Origin of the sequence: Frateuria soli, from assembly GCF_021117385.1 — a bacterium.
GTDB lineage: Bacteria > Pseudomonadota > Gammaproteobacteria > Xanthomonadales > Rhodanobacteraceae > Frateuria_A > Frateuria_A soli.
Window position 1 is genome coordinate 892,287 of sequence record NZ_CP088252.1, and the last position, 21,919, is coordinate 914,205.

Annotated in this window: 21 protein-coding genes, 1 tRNA gene and 1 riboswitch; of the genes, 11 read left to right on the forward strand and 11 right to left on the reverse strand. The window is 67.6% G+C overall.

Annotation, left to right across the window (positions count from 1 at the left end; translation table 11 throughout):
• Positions 1 to 70 precede the first annotated feature (70 nt).
• Both LQ771_RS04095 and LQ771_RS04100 read left to right on the forward strand, forming a co-directional pair.
• Positions 71 to 571: a DUF2975 domain-containing protein gene (locus tag LQ771_RS04095; protein WP_231351102.1), complete on the forward strand. Its 501-nt coding sequence runs from the start codon at positions 71 to 73 to the stop codon at positions 569 to 571.
• Positions 571 to 819 (forward strand): helix-turn-helix domain-containing protein, encoded by a 249-nt coding sequence (locus tag LQ771_RS04100; RefSeq protein ID WP_231351103.1) that lies wholly within the window; start codon positions 571 to 573, stop codon positions 817 to 819. Before LQ771_RS04095 ends, LQ771_RS04100 begins: the two co-directional genes overlap by 1 nt.
• An 88-nt stretch (positions 820 to 907) precedes the next feature.
• On the opposite strand, the gene gcvP is transcribed toward LQ771_RS04100, so the two are convergent.
• Positions 908 to 3,796, reverse strand: coding sequence for an aminomethyl-transferring glycine dehydrogenase (gene gcvP / locus LQ771_RS04105; RefSeq protein WP_231351104.1), 2,889 nt, complete (start codon positions 3,794 to 3,796; stop codon positions 908 to 910).
• 38 nt (positions 3,797 to 3,834) lie between these two features.
• Positions 3,835 to 3,929: riboswitch (glycine riboswitch) on the reverse strand.
• A gap of 201 nt (positions 3,930 to 4,130) precedes the next feature.
• Between gcvP and LQ771_RS04110 the strand changes: the two genes are divergently transcribed.
• Positions 4,131 to 4,541 (forward strand): VOC family protein, encoded by a 411-nt coding sequence (locus tag LQ771_RS04110; protein WP_231351105.1) that lies wholly within the window; start codon positions 4,131 to 4,133, stop codon positions 4,539 to 4,541.
• 70 nt (positions 4,542 to 4,611) lie between these two features.
• On the opposite strand, the gene LQ771_RS04115 is transcribed toward LQ771_RS04110, so the two are convergent.
• Positions 4,612 to 4,696 (reverse strand) — tRNA-Leu (locus LQ771_RS04115).
• A 136-nt stretch (positions 4,697 to 4,832) separates the two neighbouring features.
• On the opposite strand from LQ771_RS04115, the gene rnr reads away from it, so the two are divergent.
• Genes rnr through LQ771_RS04130 form a run of 3 tightly spaced genes read left to right on the forward strand, consistent with a single transcriptional unit; the run spans position 4,833 to position 8,688 of the window.
• Entirely contained in the window at positions 4,833 to 7,661 is a 2,829-nt protein-coding gene (rnr, locus tag LQ771_RS04120; RefSeq protein ID WP_231351106.1) for a ribonuclease R, read from the forward strand.
• Positions 7,658 to 8,410, forward strand: coding sequence for a 23S rRNA (guanosine(2251)-2'-O)-methyltransferase RlmB (gene rlmB / locus LQ771_RS04125; protein ID WP_231351107.1), 753 nt, complete (start codon positions 7,658 to 7,660; stop codon positions 8,408 to 8,410). Before rnr ends, rlmB begins: the two co-directional genes overlap by 4 nt.
• Positions 8,407 to 8,688, forward strand: coding sequence for a CBU_0592 family membrane protein (locus LQ771_RS04130; protein ID WP_231351108.1), 282 nt, complete (start codon positions 8,407 to 8,409; stop codon positions 8,686 to 8,688). The genes rlmB and LQ771_RS04130 overlap by 4 nt, the downstream gene beginning before the upstream one ends.
• 133 nt (positions 8,689 to 8,821) lie before the next feature.
• Here the strand turns inward: LQ771_RS04130 and phoU are convergent, their stop codons facing one another.
• The 6 genes from phoU to rnt all read right to left on the reverse strand — a co-directional run bounded on the left by phoU (position 8,822) and on the right by rnt (position 14,350).
• Positions 8,822 to 9,541, reverse strand: coding sequence for a phosphate signaling complex protein PhoU (gene phoU, locus LQ771_RS04135; RefSeq protein ID WP_231351109.1), 720 nt, complete (start codon positions 9,539 to 9,541; stop codon positions 8,822 to 8,824).
• Between the two features lie 130 nt (positions 9,542 to 9,671).
• Positions 9,672 to 10,478 (reverse strand): phosphate ABC transporter ATP-binding protein PstB, encoded by an 807-nt coding sequence (pstB, locus tag LQ771_RS04140; protein WP_425491307.1) that lies wholly within the window; start codon positions 10,476 to 10,478, stop codon positions 9,672 to 9,674.
• Complete coding sequence (pstA, locus tag LQ771_RS04145; RefSeq protein WP_231351110.1) at positions 10,471 to 11,334, reverse strand: phosphate ABC transporter permease PstA; 864 nt, start codon at positions 11,332 to 11,334, stop codon at positions 10,471 to 10,473. Before pstA ends, pstB begins: the two co-directional genes overlap by 8 nt.
• Positions 11,334 to 12,344, reverse strand: coding sequence for a phosphate ABC transporter permease subunit PstC (pstC, locus tag LQ771_RS04150; protein WP_231351111.1), 1,011 nt, complete (start codon positions 12,342 to 12,344; stop codon positions 11,334 to 11,336). Before pstC ends, pstA begins: the two co-directional genes overlap by 1 nt.
• Before the next feature lie 171 nt (positions 12,345 to 12,515).
• Complete coding sequence (pstS, locus tag LQ771_RS04155) at positions 12,516 to 13,574, reverse strand: phosphate ABC transporter substrate-binding protein PstS (RefSeq protein WP_425491309.1); 1,059 nt, start codon at positions 13,572 to 13,574, stop codon at positions 12,516 to 12,518.
• A 116-nt stretch (positions 13,575 to 13,690) separates the two neighbouring features.
• Positions 13,691 to 14,350: a ribonuclease T gene (rnt, locus tag LQ771_RS04160; protein WP_231351112.1), complete on the reverse strand. Its 660-nt coding sequence runs from the start codon at positions 14,348 to 14,350 to the stop codon at positions 13,691 to 13,693.
• 194 nt (positions 14,351 to 14,544) lie between these two features.
• On the opposite strand from rnt, the gene LQ771_RS04165 reads away from it, so the two are divergent.
• From LQ771_RS04165 to LQ771_RS04175, 3 genes are all read left to right on the forward strand, one after another.
• A complete protein-coding gene (locus tag LQ771_RS04165) occupies positions 14,545 to 15,798 on the forward strand; it encodes a porin (RefSeq protein WP_231351113.1) in 1,254 nt (417 codons plus the stop codon).
• A 260-nt stretch (positions 15,799 to 16,058) separates the two neighbouring features.
• A complete protein-coding gene (locus tag LQ771_RS04170) occupies positions 16,059 to 16,484 on the forward strand; it encodes a protein tyrosine phosphatase family protein (protein ID WP_231351114.1) in 426 nt (141 codons plus the stop codon).
• A gap of 45 nt (positions 16,485 to 16,529) precedes the next feature.
• On the forward strand, positions 16,530 to 17,306 hold the full coding sequence (locus LQ771_RS04175) for a sulfite exporter TauE/SafE family protein (protein WP_231351852.1): 777 nt from the start codon (positions 16,530 to 16,532) through the stop codon (positions 17,304 to 17,306).
• Positions 17,307 to 17,378: 72 nt separating this feature from the next.
• Here LQ771_RS04175 and nth read toward each other — a convergent pair whose 3' ends face one another.
• Entirely contained in the window at positions 17,379 to 18,020 is a 642-nt protein-coding gene (gene nth / locus LQ771_RS04180) for an endonuclease III (protein ID WP_231351115.1), read from the reverse strand.
• Positions 18,017 to 18,634, reverse strand: a complete 618-nt coding sequence (locus LQ771_RS04185) for an RnfABCDGE type electron transport complex subunit B (protein ID WP_231351116.1) — start codon at positions 18,632 to 18,634, stop codon at positions 18,017 to 18,019. Before LQ771_RS04185 ends, nth begins: the two co-directional genes overlap by 4 nt.
• A 77-nt stretch (positions 18,635 to 18,711) precedes the next feature.
• On the opposite strand from LQ771_RS04185, the gene LQ771_RS04190 reads away from it, so the two are divergent.
• Positions 18,712 to 19,005, forward strand: coding sequence for a hypothetical protein (locus tag LQ771_RS04190; RefSeq protein ID WP_231351117.1), 294 nt, complete (start codon positions 18,712 to 18,714; stop codon positions 19,003 to 19,005).
• An 86-nt stretch (positions 19,006 to 19,091) separates the two neighbouring features.
• On the opposite strand, the gene metG is transcribed toward LQ771_RS04190, so the two are convergent.
• Positions 19,092 to 21,179 (reverse strand): methionine--tRNA ligase, encoded by a 2,088-nt coding sequence (metG, locus tag LQ771_RS04195; protein WP_231351118.1) that lies wholly within the window; start codon positions 21,177 to 21,179, stop codon positions 19,092 to 19,094.
• Positions 21,180 to 21,398: 219 nt separating this feature from the next.
• Between metG and panD the strand changes: the two genes are divergently transcribed.
• Positions 21,399 to 21,785 carry an aspartate 1-decarboxylase gene (panD, locus tag LQ771_RS04200; RefSeq protein WP_209614577.1) on the forward strand — a complete coding sequence of 129 codons (387 nt, stop codon included), beginning with the start codon at positions 21,399 to 21,401 and terminating at the stop codon, positions 21,783 to 21,785.
• Positions 21,786 to 21,919 lie beyond the last annotated feature (134 nt).

Genomic DNA, 21,919 nt, shown 5'->3' on the forward strand with positions numbered 1-21,919 from the left:
CGTTTAAGTTTTAGATAAAGTTACTCCGGCTGTTTCGTTTAAGTCAAACATAAAGTTTTCGGAGTCCGCGATGACTGGTCTGAGCCGCTTCCAGCAGCACTGCCGCCTGTTGCGCCATGTCACGACCGCCGTTTGGCTCTGCCTCGCGCTGCTGTTGGTGCTGCCCTTCGTGCTGGTGCCGCTCGTGTCGCTGCTGGCGCATGGCGACACGAGCGGCCGCGGCTGGCGCGACCTGCTGGTGGCGGCGGTCCATGGGGTACCGGGCGCGTTCTATCTGTGGGGCCTGTGGGCCGTGCGCCGCGCGCTGGACGAACTGGCGCAGGGCAGGTTGTTTGCGGCGGCCGTGGCGCTGGCCCTGCGGCACATGGGCGTGGCGGTGATGGGCGGCGCGCTGTTCAACCTGTTCGCGGTGACCAACCTCACGCGGATGATCGAACACAGCCGTGGCGGCTATGCGTATTTCGATCTTTCGGGCATCGTGCTCGCAATCGTCGGTGCGGCGCTGGTCCTGCTCGCAAGGCTGGTGGAACAGGCGCGACGGATGGAGTCCGAGCTGGAAGGGATCGTCTGATGCCGATCCGAGTGACGCTGGATGAAGTGATCACCCGCAAGGGCCTCAAGGCGCGCGACCTGGCTGCCGAGGTCGGCATCAGCGAGACGCAGCTTTCGCTGTTCCGCTCGGGCAAGGTCAAGGGCATCCGCTTCCGCACGCTGGCGAAGATGTGTGCGGTGCTCAAGTGCAGGCCGGCCGACCTGCTCGACTACGCGTTCGACGCGGGCGACCTGGCGGACGTGCAGGCGGACGGCCAGGAGGAGTGATTCAGGACATCCCCCCGGGCGCGGTGCATCGCAGGCTGATGCCTGCAAAGAAGAAGGCCCCGCTCGCGCGGGGCCTTCCGTTGCCTGCTCAGGACACGTTCGGCTCGCTGAACGCCTCGATCTCTTCCTTGAAGTCGTTGATCGGCACGCAGCTGCAGAACACGTTCTTGTCGCCGTAGATGTTGTCCACGCGGGCCACCGGCGACCAGTACTTCTGGAACTTCAGGCTGGGCAGCGGGAAGGCCGCCAGCTCGCGCGGGTAGGCGTGGGACCACTCGGTGGCCGACACCTGCGTCGCGGTGTGCGGGGCGTGCTTGAGCGGGTTGTCCTCGCGGTCCAGGCGGCCGTCCTCGATCGCGCGGATCTCGTCGCGGATCTGGATCATCGCGTCGATGAAACGGTCCAGCTCCTGCTGCGATTCGGACTCGGTCGGCTCGACCATCAAGGTGCCGGCGACCGGGAAGCTCAGGGTCGGCGCGTGGAAGCCGAAGTCGATCAGGCGCTTGGCCACGTCCTCGGCGCTGATGCCGGTGGCGTCCTTGAGCGGGCGCAGGTCGAGGATGCACTCGTGCGCCACCAGGCCGTTGCGGCCGGTATAGAGCGTCTCGTAGTGGTCAGCCAGGCGCCTGGCGATGTAGTTGGCGTTGAGCAGCGCGACCTGAGTGGCGCGGCGCAGGCCTTCGCGCCCCATCAGCGTGATGTACATCCAGCTGATCGGCAGGATGGACGCGCTGCCGAAGCTCGCCGCCGAGACCATGCCCACCGGCGTGTCCTCGCCGAGCTTGCGCGGCAGGAACGGCTCAAGGTGCGACTTGACCGCGCACGGGCCCACACCCGGGCCGCCGCCGCCGTGCGGGATACAGAAGGTCTTGTGCAGGTTGAGGTGCGAGACGTCCGAACCCCACTTGCCCGGCTTGGCCACGCCGACCAGCGCGTTCATGTTGGCGCCGTCGGTGTACACCTGGCCGCCGTGCTGGTGGACGATGTCGCAGATCGCGACGATGTCCTCCTCGAACACGCCGTGGGTGGACGGGTAGGTGATCATCAGGGCGGCGAGGCGGTCGGAGTACTTCTCCGCGTTGCGGCGCATGTCTTCCAGGTCGACGTTGCCGTTGGCGTCGCACTTGGTCACCACCACCTGCATGCCGCACATCTGCGCCGAGGCCGGATTGGTGCCGTGGGCCGACTCGGGGATCAGGCAGATGTCGCGGTGGCCTTCGCCGCGCGAGCGGTGGTAGGCGCGGATCGCGAGCAGGCCGGCGTACTCGCCCTGCGCGCCGGAGTTCGGCTGCAGGCTGACCGCGTCGTAGCCGGTGCACTCGACCAGCATGGCTTCCAGGCCGTCGATCAGCTCCTTGTAGCCCTGGGTCTGCGAGGCGGGCGCCAGCGGGTGGATCTGGCCGAACTCGGGCCAGGTCACCGGGATCATCTCGGCGGTGGCGTTGAGCTTCATGGTGCACGAGCCCAGCGGGATCATCGTGCGGTCCATCGCCAGGTCCTTGTCGGCCAGTGCACGCATGTAGCGCAGCAGTTCGTGCTCGCTGTGGTGGGTGTTGAACACCGGGTGGGTGAGGAAGGCGCTCTTGCGCACGACCGCGGCGGGCAGGGCGTCGGACGTGGCCGCATCGAGTGCGTCGATGTCCGCCTGCGCGCCGAACAGGCCGGCCAGTGCGAGGACGTCGGCGCGCGTGGCGGTCTCGTCCAGGCTGATGCCCACGCTCTTGTCGTCGATGCGGCGCAGGTTGATGCGCGCCGCCTCGGCCTTGGCCAGCACGGCCTTGGCGTCGATGCCGGTGACATGCAGCGTGTCGAAGAAATCCTTGCCCACTGCCACGCCGGCCTTGCCGAGCGCGGCGGCGAGGATGGCGGCCAGGCGGTGAACGCGGCGCGCGATGCGGGTCAGGCCCTCGGGACCGTGGTAGACGGCGTACATGCTGGCCATCACCGCCAGCAGCACCTGCGCGGTGCAGATGTTGGAGGTCGCCTTCTCGCGGCGGATGTGCTGCTCGCGCGTCTGCAGGGTCAGGCGGTAGGCCTTCTTGCCTTCCGCGTCGATCGAGACACCGATCAGGCGGCCGGGCATCGAGCGCTTGTAGGCATCGCGGCAGGCCATGAAGGCTGCATGCGGTCCGCCGAAGCCGTACGGCACGCCGAAGCGCTGGGTGTTGCCGACCACGATGTCCGCGCCCCAGTCGCCGGGGGCGGCGATCAGGGTGAGCGCGAGCAGGTCGGTAGCCACGCAGACGATGCCGCCGCGCGCGTGCACGGCGTCGGCCAGCGCCTTGTAGTCGCCGATGTGGCCGAAGGTGTCCGGGTACTGCAGCAGGATGCCGTAGCTGTCGACCGTGGCCGCGTCGGCGTCCGGGCCCACGTGCAGGTCGATGCCCATCGGCTCGGCGCGAGTCTTGAGCACCTCCAGCGTCTGCGGGTGCACGCGGTCGGAAACGAAGAACACGTTCGACTTCGACTTGCCCGAGCGCTTGGCCAGCGTCATGGTCTCGGCCGCCGCGGTGCCTTCGTCCAGCAGCGAGGCGTTGGCGATTTCCATGCCCGTCAGGTCGGTGCACATCGTCTGGAAGTTGATCAGCGCCTCCATGCGACCCTGCGAGATCTCCGCCTGGTAGGGTGTGTAGGCGGTGTACCAGGCCGGGTTCTCCAGGATGTTGCGCAGGATGACGTTGGGCGTGTGGGTGCCGTAGTAGCCCTGGCCGATGAAGCTCCGGAAGACCTGGTTCCTGTCGGCGATCGCGCGGATCTTGGCCAGCGCCTCGACTTCGGTCACCGCCGAAGGCAGGTGGAGCGGTGCGGGCGACTTGATCTTGCCCGGCACGATGGCGTCGGTCATCGCCTCCAGCGAGTCGTAGCCGATCGTGCGCAGCATCTGCGCGATCTCGGCATCGTTCGGGCCGATGTGGCGCGCGATGAACGCGTCGTGGTTCTCGAGTTCGCGCAGCGAGGGGTTCTTGGTCTGGCTCATGACGGGCGTCCGAAGGCAACGCGTGCGTGCCGCACGCGGGGCGCCCCTCTGTCCTTTTGCCTGAGAGTTTGGAAGCGGAATGCTTCGTGCCCCTTCGGCGGCGGATTCAACCGCTCTCTCCAGAGTTTTTGCACGCGGCGGTATCGGGCCTGAGCGATTACGGGCGTTGCGTCTTCGGCAGCGGGTTGTTCCCCGCTTCTCCCGCCGCGTGCGAAGGGCCAATTATACAGGCCGGCCGTCCGCGCGCGTGGAGTCCCGGCTTAACGGCGGGCGCCCGTGGGTGTGCGTTCGGCCGGTGCCTGTACCATGGAGCTTCCCCACCTGGCGAGCGCCCATGCCCCCCTTCCGGCTCCAGCAGATCGATCACGTCGTGCTGCGCGTTTACGACCTGGCGGCGATGCAGGCGTTCTATTGCGACGTGCTCGGCTGTACGGAGGAGCGCCGCCAGGACGCGATCGGCCTGGTGCAGTTGCGCGCCGGCGACTCGTTGATCGACCTGGTGCCGATCGACGGCAAGCTCGGCCGCCTGGGAGGCGCCGGGCCGGGCAGCGAGGGACGCAACATGGACCATCTGTGCCTGAGCGTCGAGGGTTACGACGAAGCGGCCATCGTGGCGCACCTCAAGGCGCATGGCGTGCGCGTGGGCGATATCGGCTTGCGCTACGGCGCGCAGGGGGAGGGGCCGTCGATCTACTGCTACGACCCGCAGGGAAACATGGTGGAGCTGAAGGGGCCGGCTGCTTGAGCCCTCTACCCGGAGGCGGAGCAGAGGCAGAAACGAAAAAGCCCGCCTTGCGGCGGGCTTCATCTACAATTGGTGCCCAGGAGAGGACTCGAACCTCCACGGTTTTACCCGCTAGTACCTGAAACTAGTGCGTCTACCAATTCCGCCACCTGGGCAGGTGTCGCGCGAGCCGTTCGGGCTGCGCGAGCCGCGTAGAGTAGGCATGTCCCCCAGGCTTGTCAACACTTCGTTGATAGCAAATTCATTGCAACGCGCGGCATGCTGCGCGGCGCTCCCACACAAGGATCTTTTGTGACCAGAAATAAAACATCCCGCACCGGCAAGGGCGGCGATACCGCGGCTCCGCGTGCACCCAAGCCAGGCGCCCGGGGCGGTTCGCGGCGTACGTCGCCGGCCGGTGCACCCGCGCGCGGGAAGAGCGGACGCGACCCGTTCGCCGAGCGCGAGGCGCAACGCTACGAGCGGCCGATTCCCAGCCGCGAGGCGATCCTGGCGCTGCTGGACGAACGCGGCGAGATGCTGAGCGAGGCGCGCATCGCCGAGGCGCTCCAACTGCAGGACGAGTACGAAATCACCGCGTTGCACAAGCGCCTGGGTGCGATGGTGCGCGACGGCCAGCTGCTGCAGGGCCGGCGCGGCGATTTCGCCCCGGTGCGCAAGCTGGACCTGATTCCCGGCGTGGTGCTCGCCAACGCCGAAGGCTACGGCTTCCTGCGTCCGGACGAGGGCGGCGACGATCTCTACCTTTCGCCACAACAGATGCGGACCGTGCTGCATGGTGACCGCGTGCTCGCCAGCGTGGTCGGCATCGACCGGCGCGGCCGGCGCCAGGGCGCCATCGCCGAAGTGCTGCAGCGACGTTCGCCGCGGCTGGTCGGGCGCGTGGTGGTCGAGAACGGCGTGACGCTGGTGTCGCCGGACGACCGGCGCCTGCATCTGGACGTGATGGTTCCGCCGGGCCAGGAGCAGGACGCGCGCGCCGGGCAGATCGTGGTGGCCGAGATCACCGATCCGCCGACGCCGCACCGCGGCCCGCTCGGCCGCATCGTCTCGGTGCTGGGCGAGCGCCTGCAGCCCTCGCTGCTGGTGGAGATGGCCATCGCCAGCCATGACCTGCCGCACGAGTGGCCGGCGGAAGTGCTGCGCGACGCGGCACAGGTGGAGCCGGAAGTGACGGCCGCCGAGCGGCAGGGCCGGGTCGACCTGCGCAAGCTGCCGCTGGTGACCATCGACGGTGCCGACGCGCGCGACTTCGACGACGCGGTCTACGCCGAACCCCGCCGCGGTGGCGGCTGGCGCCTGGTGGTCGCGATCGCCGACGTCTCGCATTACGTCAAGGTCGGCAGCCCGCTGGACCGCGAAGCCTACGAGCGCAGCACCTCGACCTACTTCCCCGGTTTCGTGGTGCCGATGCTGCCGGAGACGCTCTCCAACGGCATCTGCTCGCTCAATCCGAAGGTCGAGCGGCTGTGCATGGTCTGCGACATGCAGATCGACGACGACGGCGAGGTGCTGAAGTCGAAGTTCTACGACGCGGTGATGCGCTCGCACGCGCGCCTGACCTACGACATCGTGTGGCAGGCGGTTGGCCTGCTCGACCCGGAGGCACGCGACCAGGTGGCCGACGTGCTGCCGCAGCTGGAGCACCTGCACACGCTGTACAAGGCAATGGCCGCGCAGCGCGCGCGCCGCGGCGCGATCGACTTCGAGACGCCGGAGGTCAAGTTCCGCCTCGACCAGCGGGGCGAGGTCGAGGCCATGGGCGCGACCGAGCGCAACGATGCGCACAAGCTGATCGAGGAATGCATGATCGCCGCCAACGTGCAGGCGGCCGCCTTCCTCACGAAGAAGAAGTTCTCCGCGCTGTTCCGCGCCCACGAGCCGCCGCCGGCGGAGAAGTACGAGGACCTGCAGCAGTTCCTGCGCGAATTCAAGCTGCGCATGCCGCCGGTGGAGGACGTCACGCCGGGCGACTTCGCCGACGTGCTGGCGCTGGTACGCGATCGTCCCGAGCGCGAGCTGATCCAGTCGGTGCTGCTGCGCTCGCAGAGCCTGGCCGCGTACCAGCCGGAGAACCGCGGGCACTTCGGATTGTCTCTGGAGTCCTACGCGCACTTCACCTCGCCGATCCGGCGCTATCCGGACCTGCTGGTGCACCGCGCGATCCGCTTCGCCATCGGCGGTGGCAAGCCCAACGAGTACTTCTACACGCCGGCCGAGATGGCGGCGATGGCCGTGCACTGCTCGCAGCGCGAGCGGCGTGCCGAGGAGGCCGAGCGCGACGTCGACGAGCGCTTCAAGACCGCGTGGCTCTCCAAGCACGTCGGCAGCGAGTTCGAAGGCGTGATCACCGGCGTCACGTCGTTCGGCCTGTTCGTGGAACTGGAGGAGTCGCGCGTGTCCGGCCTGGTGCACATCAGCCAGCTCGCCAACGACTACTACCACTTCGATCCGATCCGCAAACTGCTCAAGGGCGAACGCACCGGCGACCAGTTCCGTCTGGGTGACCACGTGCGCGTGCAGGTGCTGCGCGCGAGCATCGAGGATCGCAAGATCGATTTCCGCCTGGTGTCCGATCGCAAGCAGGGCAAGCCCCCGGCCACGTCGCACAAGGCCTATGACTACGCTGCCGGCGGCGAGCGGTACTCGCTGCCCAAGCCGGTCGATGCGCCCGCCGCCAAGGCGCCGGGCATGTTGGGTCGTGCTGCCAGGGCGGTGGGTCGGGTCTTTGGGCGTGGCGCTCCGGCACCGGCCAAGCCGGCGCCGCCGGCACCCGCGATGGGCGATAATCGTGCGCCCCGCGGCAAGGCCGCCAAGGTGGCGTCCGAGGCGAGGGGGCGGCAGGCGCTTCCCGCCGAGGGCGGCCGGCCGAAGCTCAAGGGCAGGCCGAGCAAAGAGGCTTCCGAGGCACCTGGCCGGTCGGCCCTGCCGCCGGAAACCCGGCGGCAGGCCAAAGGCAGCCAGGCCCGCGACGAACAGGCCGGCGCCAAGGGCAGGGGCAATCGGGCCAACCGTGATACGGGCGCGCCCGGCAAAGACGACGGCGGCAAGCGCAAGGCACCGCAGACTGCTGCCGCCAAGCGGCCCGGCCGCCAGCGCAATCCGAAGGGCAAGGCATGAGCGAGAGCTGGATCGTCGGCATCAACCCGGTCGAAGGCGCGTTGGCGAACGACGCGTCGCGCGTCCGCGAGGTGCTGGTGGACGTTGCCACGGCGCAACGTAACGCGCGCATCAAGGAGCTGGTCGAGCAGGCCCACGCGCACCGGATCCCGGTGCACCACCGCCCGCGCGAGCAGCTGGACAAGCTGGCAGGCCAGGCGCGCCACCAGGGCGTGGTGGCGCTGTACGAACCGCCGCCGATGACCCACGAGGACGAGCTCGCGGGCCTGATCGAACGCGACGGCATGGAAACCCTGGTGCTCGTGCTCGACGGCATCACCGACCCGCACAACCTGGGCGCCTGCCTGCGCTCGGCGGCGGCCGCGAAGGTCACGGCCGTGATCGTGCCCAAGGATCGCGCCGTCGGCCTGACGCCGGTGGTGCGCCGCGCCTCGGCTGGCGGCGCCGACCGCGTGCCGCTGGTGGCGGTGACCAACCTCGCGCGCACGTTGCGCGAAATCAAGGACGCCGGCGTGTGGATCACCGGGCTGGCCGGCGATACCGAGACGTCCGTCTACGAGGTCGACTTCCGCGGACCCGTGGCGCTGGTGCTGGGCAGCGAAGGCGAAGGCATGCGCCGGCTGACTCGCGAACTGTGCGACTTCGTGGCGAGGATCCCGATGCCGGGGTTGATGGAGAGCCTCAATGTCTCGGTCGCGACCGGCGTCGTATTGTTCGAGGCGCTGCGTCAGCGGGGTCTGAAGCAATGAACACGTTGTTCTGGTACGACTGGGCCGGCTTTATCGGCGTGGTGCTGGTGCTGCTGGCGTTTCTCCTGCTGCAGGCCCACAAGCTGCACGGCAACGGGCTCACCTACCAGCTGATGAACGTCTTCGGAGCGCTGGGCGTGACGCTTTCGTTGCTGTTCGGCAGCTTCAACGTGTCCGCGTTCGCACTGGAAGTGGCGTGGATGGCGATCGGCATCTTCGGCATCGTGCGCAGCGCGCGGCGGCGGCGGGCCGAGAAGGTGACCGGCACGGACGTATAGATGGCCGCGAGGCATCCCGATCCGCCGGCGGTACCCTTCCCCGCGAACGGGGAAGCTTCGCCGGGTGGCATCTCGCAAGGGTCGTGATCCTTCCCCCGCTCGCGGGGGAAGGGCGGACGCAGGAGGCCTCGGCTCAGCCGCCCAGCTTCGGCATTTCCGGACTCGACGTCAGGTCGCGGTTGTCGCGCTGCTTTGCCAGCGGTTCGCCGTACACCTGGTACCAGAGGTTCTCGGCGATGTTGGTCGCGTGGTCGCCGATGCGCTCGATGTTCTTGGCCATGAACAGCAGGTGCGTGCACGGCGTGATGTTGCGCGGGTCTTCCATCATGTAGGTCAGCAACTGGCGGAAGTAGCCGGTGTAGGCCTCGTCCAGCTTGGCATCGCGTTTCCAGACCTGGTAGCCCTGCTCGGCATCCTGCCGGGCGTAGGCGTCCAGCACGTCGCGCACTTCGGCGGCCGCCAGCTTGGCGAGCAGGCCCAGGCCACTGGTGGGGGCCACCGGGGCGACCATCGACAACGGGATCGAGCGCTTGGCCACGTTGGCCGCGTAGTCGCCGATGCGTTCGATGTCGGAGGCGATGCGCAGTGCCGCGAACACGTTGCGCAGATCGCCGGCCATCGGGGCTCGCAAGGCGAGCAGGCGCACCACGTCGTGGCTGATCTCCTGCTCCAGCGTGTCGATCGCGTCGTCGTTGGCCACGACATGCTGGGCCGCGCGACCGTCGCGGCGCTCGACCACGTCGATCGCCGCCTCCAGCTGGGCGGCGGCGAGCTCGCCCATGCGGACGATCTCGCCGGTGAGGCGCGCCAGTTCGCTGTCGTAGCTCTTGATGATGTGATCTTTGCCGGTCATGTCTGTCGTCTCGAGTTGGGTTCCTCTCGCTCCGGAGAGGATGCCTGCAAGGTGTCGGGTGCCGCTTGGTCAAGGGGCTCGCCCCGACTTCGCTCCGGCCCCGCTCCGGGAAGGAGGCGGGGGCGGGAAGTCAGCCGAAGCGGCCGGTGATGTAGTCCTCGGTCTGCTTCTTGCCGGGCTTGGTGAAGATCCTCTCGGTTTCGTCGAACTCCACCAGCTCGCCCAGGTACATGAAGGCGGTGCGGTCGGACACGCGCGCCGCCTGCTGCATGTTGTGGGTGACGATCACGATGGTGAACTGGCTCTTGAGGTCCTCGATCAGCTGCTCGATGCGGCCGGTGGCGATCGGATCGAGGGCGGAGGTCGGCTCGTCCAGCAGCAACACCTCGGGCTTGAGCGCGATCGCGCGCGCGATGCACAGGCGCTGCTGCTGGCCGCCGGACAGGCCCAGGGCATTCTGCCTGAGCTTGTCCTTGACCTCGTCCCACAGGGCCGCGCCGCGCAGGGCCTGCTCCACGCGCGCATCCATGTCCGCCCTGGACAGGCGCTCGTGGTGGCGGATGCCATAGGCGACGTTCTCGAAGATCGTCATCGGGAACGGCACCGGCTTCTGGAAGACCATGCCGACCTTGCTGCGCAGCCGGTTGAGCGAGTAGCGCGGGTCGAGGATGTTCTCGCCGTCCAGCTCGATCGAACCGGTCGCCTTCAGGCCAGGGTAGATCGCGTAGATGCGATTGAAGATCCGCAGCAGCGTGGACTTGCCGCAACCGGAGGGCCCGATGATCGCCGTCACCTGCTTCTCCGGAATATCCATGCCGATGTTCTTCAGCGCATGGAAGCCGTCGTAGTGGAAATTCAGGTCGCGGACCCTGAGCTTGGGTTCGGCGGCGGGCGGGGCCATCGAGGGCGCCAGGGCGAGGGCGGCAGGGTTAATCATGGGACACCTTGCGGGCAAACAGCAGGCGGGAGGCGAGGCTGAGCAGCAGCACGAACAGCGTGACCACGAAGGCACCGGCCCAGGCCAGCGCGTGCATCGCCTCGCCCGGATCGTTGGCGTACTGGTAGATCACCTGGGGCAGGCTGGACATCTTGTCCAGCGGATTGAGTGTCATGAAGTTGTTGCCGAACGCGGTGAACAGCAGCGGCGCGGTTTCGCCGCTGATGCGCGCCAGCGCCAGCAGCACACCGGTGACGATGCCCGAACGCGCCGCGCGCAGCAGGATCTGCGAGGTCAGCTTCCACTGCGGCACGCCCAGCGAGAGGGCCGCCTCGCGCAGGGTCGAGGGCACCAGCCGCAGCATCTCGTCGGTGGTGCGCACGATCACCGGAAGCGCGATGAGCGCCAGCGCCACCCCGCCGGCGAAACCGGAGAACGTGGTGTTGCCATGGGTCAGCGCGGTGCTCGGCAGCACGATGATGGTGTAGACGAACAGGCCCATCACGATCGACGGCGCCGACAACAGGATGTCGTTCAGGAAGCGGATCGTCTCGCCCAGCCGCGTGCGGTTGGCGTATTCGGCCAGCCACGTGCCGGCCAGCACGCCGATCGGCGTGGCGATGGCGATGCCGACGAAGTTGATGATCAGGCTGCCGACCATGGCGTTGGCCAGGCCACCCTGGTCACCGTAGGCGGTGATTTTGGTGAACAGCTTCAGGTCCAGCGCGGCGATCCCCTGACGCAGGGTTTCCCAGAGGATCCAGGCGAGGAAGGCCAGGCCGATCAGCGTGGCGAGCATGCTGAGCGTGAGCGCCAGCGCGTTGGTCAGGCGGCGGCGCAGGTAGAGCATGTCCATCAGCGACCCTCCCGGCTGGCCAGCCGGCGCAGCATCAGCCGCGCGATCAGCAGCACGATGAAGGTCACCACGAACAGCAGGAAGGCCAGCGCCATCAGTGCCGATTTCTGCAGCCCCACCGCCTCGCTGAACTGGTTGGCGATGGTGGAAGCGATCGAGGCGCCGGGATCGAGCAGCGAGGCGGACAGGGCCATCGCGTTGCCCAGCACGAAAGTGACGGCCATGGTCTCGCCGAGCGCGCGGCCGAGCCCGAGGAAGATGCCGCCGATCACCGCCGAACGCGTGTACGGCAGCACGATGTCCCAGGAAACCTCCCAGGTGCTCGAGCCCAGCGCATAGGCCGACTCCTTCAGTCGCGTGGGGACGGTCTGGAACACCTCGCGCATGACCGAGGAAATGAACGGGATGATCATGATGGCCAGCACGATGCCGGCCACGAGGATGCTGGCGCCGAAGGGGTAGTCGCTGGCGAACATCTTGCCGACGAACGGCACGTGCGTGGCCACCCACGAGGGGTTGCCGTCATCCGGGTTGTTGCCCAGGTAATTGGTCAGCCACGGCTTGACGTGCTCGGCGAAGAAGGGCGCGAACACGAACAGGCCCCACATGCCGTAGATGATCGAGGGAATGCCTGCCAGCAGCTCGATCGCCGAGGCGACCGGCGTGCGCAGCCAGCGCGGCGCGACCTCCGAGAGATAGAGCGCGATGCCGAAGCTCACCGGCACCGCGATCAGCAGCGCGATGAACGAGGTGGCAAGCGTGCCGTAGACCGGCACCAGCGCGCCGTACTCCTGGCTGCTCGGGTCCCACGCGGAACTGACCAGGAAGTGCCAGCCGAACGTGCCGAACGCCTCGCGTCCGCCCCACAGGGTGGCAAAGGCGGCGCCCAGCAGGGCTGCCAGGACGAGCAGTGCGCAGGCCTTGAGCAGGCCGGCGAACAGCCGGTCGTGGCGCGCGTCACGGCTGGCGCGTTGTTCGGGCGCAATCGATGTAAGCGTGGCGTCGGGCATGTGACTCGAGTCTTGCGAAGGATGAGCCCTCTCCCCCGCCTGGCGGGGGAGAGGGCTGGGTAGAAGGTGAGGCTCTTGCAAGGTGGGGCGAAGGGCCTCCCCCTCACCCAACCCTCTCCCCCGCCAGGCGGGGGAGAGGGCTCAGGTTTTCCGCGAGAGGTGGCGTACGTTTCAGTGCTTGTATTCGGAAGCCCAGTAGGCCTCGATCTTCTGCACCAGGCTCTGCGGCAGCGGCACGTAGTCAAGCGCGGCGGCCTGCTGCTGGCCGTTTTCCAGCGCCCACTTGAAGAAGTCGAAGGCGACCTTGCTGTGCTCGGCGTTCTTCGGCTGCTTGTACATGATCACCCAGGTGGTCGCGGTGATCGGCCAGGCCTTGGCGCCCGGGGCGTTGGTCATGATCAGGTTGAAATCCTTCGCGCTGGCCCAGTCGGCGGTGCTGGCCGCGGCGGCGAAGCTGTCGGCGTTCGGCGAGACGACGTTGCCGGCGGCGTTCTTCAGGTCCACCCAGCTGATCTTGTTCTTCACCGCGTAGGCGTACTCGACGTAGCCGATCGAATTCTTGATCTGCTTGACGTACTGGGAGACGCCCTCGTTGCCCTTGCCACCCACGCCGGTCGGCCAGTCGACCGAGGTGCCGAACTTGACCTGGCTGGCCCACTGCGGGCTGACCTTGGACAGGTAGTTGGTGAAGTTGAAGGAGGTGCCCGAGCCGTCGGAGCGGTGCACGACGGTGATCTTGCCCGCCGGCAGCTTCAGGCCGCTGTTCAACGCGGCGATCTTCGGGTCGTTCCAGTTCCTGATCTTGCCCAGGAAGATGTCGGCCAGGGTCGGGCCATCGAGCTTGACCTGGCCGGCCTGCACACCGGCGATGTTGACCACCGGCACGATGCCGCCGACGACGACCGGGAACTGGCCCAGGCCGAACTTCTTGAGGTCCTCGGCCTTCATCGGCGCGTCGGAGGCGCCGAAGTCGATCGTCCCCTCCTTGATCTGCGCGATGCCGGCGCCGGAGCCGACCGACTGGTAATTGAGGTGGTTGCCGGTCTTCTCGGCGTAGGTCGCCGACCAGCGGGACAGCACGGGATAGACGAAGCTCGAACCGGCACCGGTGATGTCGGTCGCCTGGGCGGCGTTGGCGCCCGTCAGCGTGGCGGCAGCCAGCACGGCGGCCGTACCGAGGCGGGAAACAGTGGTTGCATTCAACACGGTCAGTCCTCTCAAGGTGTGCATCGCGGGCGGATTCCCGGCGGAGGCATTTGAGGTCAGGCGTGTTGCAATGAAATGAGATGAATGTGTCAGTGTGATGACACGCCGTCAAAAACCGTTCATCCGCGCGGCCTCGGACGTCAGGAGAGTGTTATCCCGACGTGATCCCGCTCGAGCGTTTCCAGTCGCCGCCAGCGGTTGACGATCGCGCAGAACAGCTCTGCCGTGCGCTCGGCATCGTAGATGGCCGAGTGCGCCTCGCGCCCGTCGAAGGCATGGCCGGCCGCCTGCACCGCCTTGCTCAAAACGGTCTGCCCGTAGGCCAGGCCGCTCAACGTGGCGGTGTCGAAGCAACTGAAAGGGTGGAACGGGTTGCGCTTGTGCCCGCAGCGGCGCACGGCCGCATTGAGGAATGCCAGGTCGAAGGCGGCGTTGTGGCCGACCAGCACCGCGCGCTGGCATTCGCTCTCGCGCATCGCCAGTCGTACCGGATGGAACACGTGGTCGAGTGCCAGTCGTTCGGACAGCGCGCCGCGCAGCGGGTTGTCCGGGTCGATGCCGGTGATCTCCAGCGAACGCGGGTCGATGCGCGCCCCGGGGAACGGTTCCACGTGCGCGGACACCGGCGGGCGCGGTCGCACGTAGCCCTCGGCGTCCATCGCCAGCGTCACGACGGCGATCTCCAGCAAGGCGTCGTGCTCGGCATCGAAGCCGCCGGTTTCCACGTCCACGATGACCGGCATGAAGCCGCGGAACCGCTCGCACATGCGGGCGGCCAGGCTGTTGCTCACATATTCCATCGGCCAAGCATATCAGCGCGGGGCGGGGTTGCCGGCGAAGCCCGCGCCGGCGCCGTGACGCGCACTGTCTTCGTTCTGTCATGCAACCGGCACGGAACCGTAAACGGAACGACGCATGCTGACGGCCGTCCCTGCTTGGCCATCCAGGATCGAAGGGGGCGGTTGAGGGGTTCCTACCAACAGTGGAGAGACACATGCGTTCGAAGATGCTCGTGGCGGCGATCGCCGCCGGTTTGGGCCTGGCAGGCGCCGGCGTGCACGCGGCACCGGCCCCGCAGGATGCGCAGTCGGCTGCGCGCAGTTCGGAGGTCGAGCAGCTCAAGGCCCAACTGGCCGCCCTGCAGGCCAAGATGGACGAACTGGAACAGCGCACCGATGCGCAGTCCGACATCAACGTGAGCACCGGCCAGAACATCGAGGCCCTGCAGAAATCGCAGGCCGGCTCGTCCTCGTCGCTCGACAAGGCACTGGCCGACACCAGTTTCTCCGGCAAGATGTACTTCGACTTCAGCAACATCGACCAGAAGAACAGCGACAGCGGCAAGACCGACGCCTCGGGTACCGGCCTCGACGTCAAGCGCTTCTATCTGGGCGTGGACCACAAGTTCAATGACATCTGGTCGGCCAACCTGACCACCGACTTCAACTACGTCAGCGGTGACGGCGAGACCAACCTGTTCGTCAAGAAGGCCTACGTGCAGGGCAAGTTCGACCAGGCCGCGGTGCTGCGCATCGGTTCGGCGGACATGCCGTGGATTCCGTTCGTGGAGAGCTACTACGGCTTCCGCTACGTCGAGAACACCCTGACCGATCGCCTGAAGTACGCCAACTCGGCCGACTGGGGCCTGCACCTGTTCGGTGACCTGGGCGCCGGCAAGGTCGCCAACTACGCGGTATCGGTGGTCAACGGCGGTGGCTACAAGAATCCCAGCCGCAGCAAGGGCGTCGACATCGAAGGCCGCGTGGGCTTCGTGCCGTTCGAGGGCATGATCGTTGCGGTCGGCGGCTACAGCGGCCACCTGGGCAAGGAAACCGAGAACCTCGACGCCCCGCAGACCGCCCAGCGCGGCGACGTGATGGTGGCCTACGCGGACAAGAAGGTGCGCGTCGGCGCCGAGTACTTCACCGCCAGGAACTGGGGCAACCTGGTGCTGAGCCCGGTCGAGGACAAGGCCGACGGCTACTCGCTGTGGGGCTCGGTGTCGCTCACCGACGACGTGGCCCTGTTTGCCCGCTACGACAACGCCAAGCTCAGCAAGGACATCGACGACAACGCCAAGGACGTCTACTACAACCTCGGCCTGCAGTACCAGGTGACCAAGGGCTTCAAGCTGGCCGCGGTGTGGAAGCACGAGAAGGCCGAGCGTTCGGTCGCCACCCCGGTGCCGCCGCATGTACAAAACGTCAAGACGAACGAGATCGGCGTCTTCGGCGAGGTTGCGTTCTAAGCGGACACTCGGTCTGCGAGCCTTTGAGCAAACCTTCACGCGGCCCGTGGATCATTAGCCGCGTGTCAAGGAGTGGTTATCGGAAAGGAGTTCTACCCAGGGAGGGACAACGGCGGGCCGCAAAGCCCGCCGTTATTTTTTTTGCGGTTGTGAGGGGGTATCTTGCGCGCCGCAGGGGCTTCGCTGGCCAGTGATCCGTGCCTGGCAAGCGATCGCTCGCACGGCAGGGCTGGTTTTCTTCGTCGGCAGAGGAGAGCGTCATGCAGGTCCGCAAGCTCACGGCCCACATCAGCGTGTCCCCGCAGATCCTGCCCGGCGAGATGGCCGACCTGGAGGCGGCCGGCTTCCGCAGCGTGATCAACAACCGGCCCGACGGGGAGACCGATGACCAGCCGACCAGTACCGAGATGGCAAGGGCCGCGGCCGCGCATGGCCTGGCCTACCGCGATATCCCGGTCGTTCCGGGCCGGTACGAGCCGGCGGTGATCGAGGCCATGGCCCGGGCACTCGAGGAACTGCCCGCGCCGGTGCTGGCCTTCTGCCGCACCGGCACGCGTTCGACCACGTTGTGGGCATTGCAGGCCGCGCGCGCGGGCGATGTCGGGGCGATCGTGAAGGCGGCGGGCGACGCGGGCTACGACATCGCCGCGCTGGCGCCGCGCCTGCGTGCGATGCAGCATGCCTGACCGGGCGCGAGCGGGCCGGACCCGCCGGCGGGCAATCCCGTGAGCCTGCTGTCGGGGGGCGAGATACTGGCGGTGCTGTGTGGCTCGATCGTGGGTTTCTCGCTCGCGCTCATCGGCGGGGGTGGCTCGATCCTGGCCACGCCGCTGCTGCTGTACGTCGTGGGCATGCGCGATCCCCACATGGCCATCGGCACCAGTGCGGTGGCGGTGGGCGCCAATGCCTTTGCCAACCTGTTGCCGCACGCACGTTCGGGGCACGTGCGCTGGCGCGCGGCGTTCGTGTTCGCCGCGGCGGGCGTATGCGGCGCCTGGCTGGGATCGAGCGCGGGCAAGGCGATGGACGGCCACCGGTTGCTGGCGCTGTTTGCGCTGCTGATGCTGGTGGTGGCATTCCTGATGCTGCGCGGACGCCGCGGCGGATCATCCGATCGCTACCCCTTGCCCAACGCCATGCCGCGCCTGGCCGCGGTCGGGCTCGGCGCCGGCGCGCTGTCCGGTTTTTTCGGCATCGGCGGCGGCTTCCTGATCGTGCCCGGGCTGATGTTCGCCAGCGGCATGGAAATCATCAACGCGATCGGAACCTCGCTGTTCTCGGTCGGCACCTTCGCGGCGACCACGGCGGGCAATTACGCGATCTCGGGGCTGGTCGACTGGCGTGTCGCGGCCGAGTTCGTCGGCGGCGGCATCGTCGGCGGCTGGCTGGGCGCGCTGGGCGCACGCCGACTGGCCGGCACGCGCGGCGCGCTCAACCTCATCTTCGCTGGCGTGATCGTGGTGGTCGCGATCTACATGCTCTACCGCTCCCTGGCGCACGTTGCCTGATCCGCTCCGCGCAGGCCGGGCTTCGGCCCGCCATCCCGTTGCACCGGCGGTGGACTGAAACCTCCCGTGCGGTTACGGCGCCGGCGGCGTCTTGTGCCTGTACTGGCAGAGGTCGCGAATCGGGCAGATCGGACACTCGGGCCTGCGCGCCTTGCACACGTAGCGGCCGTGCAGGATCAGCCAGTGGTGGGCGTCCTTCCTGAACTCGGCCGGCACGACTTTCTCCAGCTTTTCCTCCACCGCCCGCACATCCTTGCCGGGCGCCAGGCCGGTGCGGTTGGAGACGCGGAAGATGTGCGTGTCCACGGCAATCGTGGGCTCGCCGAAGGCGGTGTTGAGGACCACGTTGGCGGTCTTGCGACCGACGCCGGGCAGGGCTTCGAGCGCTTCGCGCGTGCGCGGTACCTCGCCGTCGTGTTGCTCGACGAGGATGCGGCACAGCGCTATTACGTTCCTGGCCTTCGCGTTGAACAGGCCGATGGTGCTGATGTAGCGCTTGAGGCCTTCCTCGCCCAGCGCGAGGATCGCCTGCGGCGTGCTGGCCTTCGGGTACAGCTTGCGGGTCGCCTTGTTGACGCCCACGTCGGTGGCCTGCGCCGAGAGCACGACGGCGACCAGCAGCTCGAATGGCGTGCGGTATTCCAGTTCGGTGGTGGGGTGGGGGTTGAGCTCGCGCAGGCGCGTGAACAGTTCGACCACGTCGGCGCGCTTCATGTCCCGGAACCCTGTTTGGCCCGGGCGCGGGCAAGTGCCGCCAACACCGGATTCTGCGGGGTGGCGGGAGTGTCGACCGCGGCTTTGCGCGCGGCCAGTTCGGCCTCGCGCTCGGCCCGCTCGCGCGCCAGGCGCGCCTCGCGGCGCTGGAAGTGCGTACGGGAAGCCGCCGCGTGCGCCGGGTCCTCGACCTGTGCCAGTGGCATGGGCTCCAGCACGATGCAGTCGACCGGGCAGGCCGGGACGCACAGTTCGCAGCCGGTGCACTGGTCCGGCAGCACCGTGTGCATCAGCTTGGCCGCGCCGACGATGGCATCGACCGGACAGGCCTGGATGCACTTGGTGCATCCGATGCAGTCGGCCTCGACGATGCGCGCGAGCATGCGCGGTTTCTCCACGCCATGCGCGGGATCGAGCGGCAACACCGGCGTGCCCAGCAGCGCCGCGAGCTTCGCGATGCCGGCCGTTCCGCCGGGCGGGCAGCGGTTGATCGGCGCTTCGCCGCGCGCCATCGCCTCGGCGTATGGGCGACAGCCGTGGAAGCCGCACTGCTCGCACTGGGTTTGCGGCAGCAGCGCATCGATGCGGTTGGCCAGATTGGTGACGTCGTTCATGGTGTTCCGGGCGCCGTGCCAGGCGGACATCGGCATAATCAGCGCCCTATTGTCCCGCAACTTGCCAGGAGCTTCACATGACCCGTTTCCGTCCGACCCTTCGTGCGGCATCGCTGCTGCTGGCCGCCGCCGTAGGCATGACCGGCACGCTGCTGCTCACCCACGCCACGCCCGCCCGGGCGGAAAGCACGCAGGGCGACACGGTCACGGTCTTCGTCGACGCCACCCTGGGGTTCCGCAAGAACCACATGGCGCGGAAGCTGACCGAAAGTCACGCCGAATACGCCGCGCGCGGCTATCACGTGGTGGATCTGTCGGCATACAACGAGAACGGCGACCTGGTCGGGTTCTTCGTCACCTACGCGCGCTGACGAGTTCTTTGTAGGAGCCCGCTTGCGGGCGATGCTCTTTCATTCCTGGAGCATCGCCCGCAAGCGGGCTCCTACGAAAAGCGACGTCAGCGGACGGTGGCGCCAGGCTTCGCGCCCTGGTCGGCATCCAGCAGGAACAGGTCGCTGCCACCGTCGCCGGCCGACAGGATCATCCCCTCGGACAGGCCGAAACGCATCTTGCGCGGCGCCAGGTTGGCGATGAACACCACGTTGCGGCCGACCAGCTTCTCCGGCTCCCCGTAGGCGGCGCGGATGCCCGAGAAAATCTGCCGCTTGCCGAGCGGGCCGGCGTCCAGCTCGAAGCGGAGCAGCTTGTCCGAGCCCTCCACGAACTCGCAAGTGGTGACCTTGCCGATGCGCAGGTCGAGCTTGGCGAAGTCGTCGATGGCAATGGTGGCGGGCGTGTCGGTGGCGGGTGCAGCGGCTTCGGTCATGGGCTTGCGGCTTTCCTTGGATGGCTTGGGTGCGGCCGCCGGGGCGGGCGCGAGCGATTCTTTGGAGGCATCGATCATCGCCTCGATGCGCTTGGGATCGATGCGCCCGAGCAGCGCCTCGAACGGTCCGATCGCGTGGCTGTGCAGTTCCGCGCGGGCGTCGTCGAAATTGGCGATCGGCGCCTGCAGGAAGGCCTCGGCCGCGGCCACGGTGGCCGGCAGGATCGGCTTGAGCAGTCCGGCAAGCAGGCGGAAGCCGGCGAGGGCGAACGAACACACCTGGTGCAGTTCTTCGCGACGCGACTCGTCCTTGGCCATGGTCCACGGCGCGGTGGCGGCGATGTGGCCGTTGACCAGGTCCGCCATCAGCACGAAGCGGCGGGTGACCTCGGCGAAATCTCCCGCGTCGTAGAGCGCGTCGATGCCGTCGTAATGTTCCAGCAACGTGTTCCACAGTGCCTGCTCGGTGGTGCCGAAGTGCGCACCCAGGCGGCCGTCGAAGAACTTGTGCACGAAGCCTGCAGTGCGGCTGGCGATGTTCACCCACTTGCCGACCAGGTGCGAGTTGACGCGCTCCTCGAACGCCTTCAGGTCCAGGTCCACGTCCACCGGTGCGTCGTCGAGCATGGTGGCGAAGTAATAGCGCAGGAATTCGGGGTTCAGGCCCACGTCCAGATAGGTGCGCGCCTGGATGAAGGTGCCGCGCGACTTGGACATCTTCGAGCCATTGACGGTCAGGTAGCCGTTGACGTGCAGCGCGGTGGGCGTGCGGAACCCCGCGCCATGCAGCATCGCCGGCCAGAACAGGCCATGGAAGTTGATGATGTCCTTGCCGATGAAGTGGTGCATCTCGGCGCGGCTGGACGGGGCCAGGAAGTCGTCGAACCTCAGGTTCGTGCGGTCGCACAGTGCCTTGAAGCTGGCCAGGTAACCGACCGGCGCGTCCAGCCAGACGTAGAAGAACTTGCCCGGCGCATCGGGGATCGGGAAGCCGAAGTAGGGCGCGTCGCGCGAGATGTCCCAGTCCTTGAGACCACCATCCAGCCATTCGCGAAGCTTGGCCGCGACGCCGGCGTTGGCCACCGGCCTGCCCTCGGTGTAGCGACCGGCGAACCAGTCGCGCAGCAGCGCCTCGAACCGGGACAGCTCGAAAAAGTAGTGTTCCGAGTCGCGCAGCACGGGAGCGGCGCCGGAGACCACCGAGTAGGGTTCGATCAGGTCGGTCGGCGCGTAGGTGGCGCCGCAGTGCTCGCAGTTGTCACCGTACTGGTCGGGCGTGCCGCAGCGCGGGCAGGTGCCCTTGATGTAGCGGTCCGGCAGGAACATTTCCTTTTCCGGGTCGAACAGCTGCTTGATGCCGCGCCGCGCGATGAAGCCGCCGTCGCGCAGGCGCGTGTAGATCAGCGTCGCCAGCTCGCGGTTCTCTTCCGAGTGGGTCGAGTGGTAGTGGTCGAAGTGCACGCCGAAGTCGGCGAAGTCGGCCTCGTGCCCGGTCCGGATGCCCTCGATGAAAGCTTCCGGCGTCATGCCGGCCTTCTGCGCGGCCAGCATGATCGGGGTGCCGTGCGCGTCGTCCGCGCAGACGTACACCGCCTCGTTGCCCGCCATGCGCTGCGCACGCACCCAGATGTCGGCCTGGATGTAGCCCAGCAGATGGCCCATGTGCAGCGGCCCGTTGGCGTAGGGCAGGGCGTTGGTGACGAGGAGGCGGCGGGTCATGGTGTGCAGGCGTTCCGGCGGGATCGCGCATTATGGCACGGGGGTTTTGGATGGCCGAACGCGCAGAAGCGGCTGCAGGAGCGCACCCTGTTCGCGACCCAGGGGGCGCACCTCGCGCACAGGGCGCGCTCCCGCCGGGGGTGCCTCGATGTTGCAGCGCAGCGTCAGGGGTTCGATAATCGGCGGACGCAGGCTGTTCCTGCCGGAACCCCATCTGTCATGCACCTGAACATGCTCAAGGCCAAGATCCACCGCGCCACGGTGACCCACGCGGAGCTGCACTACGAGGGCTCGATCGCGATCGACGGCCTGTTGCTGGACGCCTCCGGCATCCGCGAGTACGAGCAGATCCACGCGTGGAACATCAACAGTGGGCAGCGTTTCGTGACCTATGCGCTGCGTGCCGAGGAAGGCTCCGGGATCATCTCGGTCAACGGCAGCGCCGCGCGCAGCGCGCAGGCCGGCGACCTGATCATCATCGCCGCCTTCGTCGGGCTCAGCGAGGCGGAGCTGGAGAAGTTCCAGCCGACGCTGGTGTACGTGGATGCGGACAACCGCATCAGCCACACCAACCGGTCGATCCCCAAGCAGATGGCGGCGGCCTGATCCCGCGATAGACCCGGGGTGGGCTTCAGTCCACCCTGACCCGCGGCGTCGCAGCGGTGGGCTGAAGCGCCGACCCTTCGGTGTCCGACGTGTTCCTCACGCGTGCCGGGCTTAAGATGCAAGGCTTCCCTATG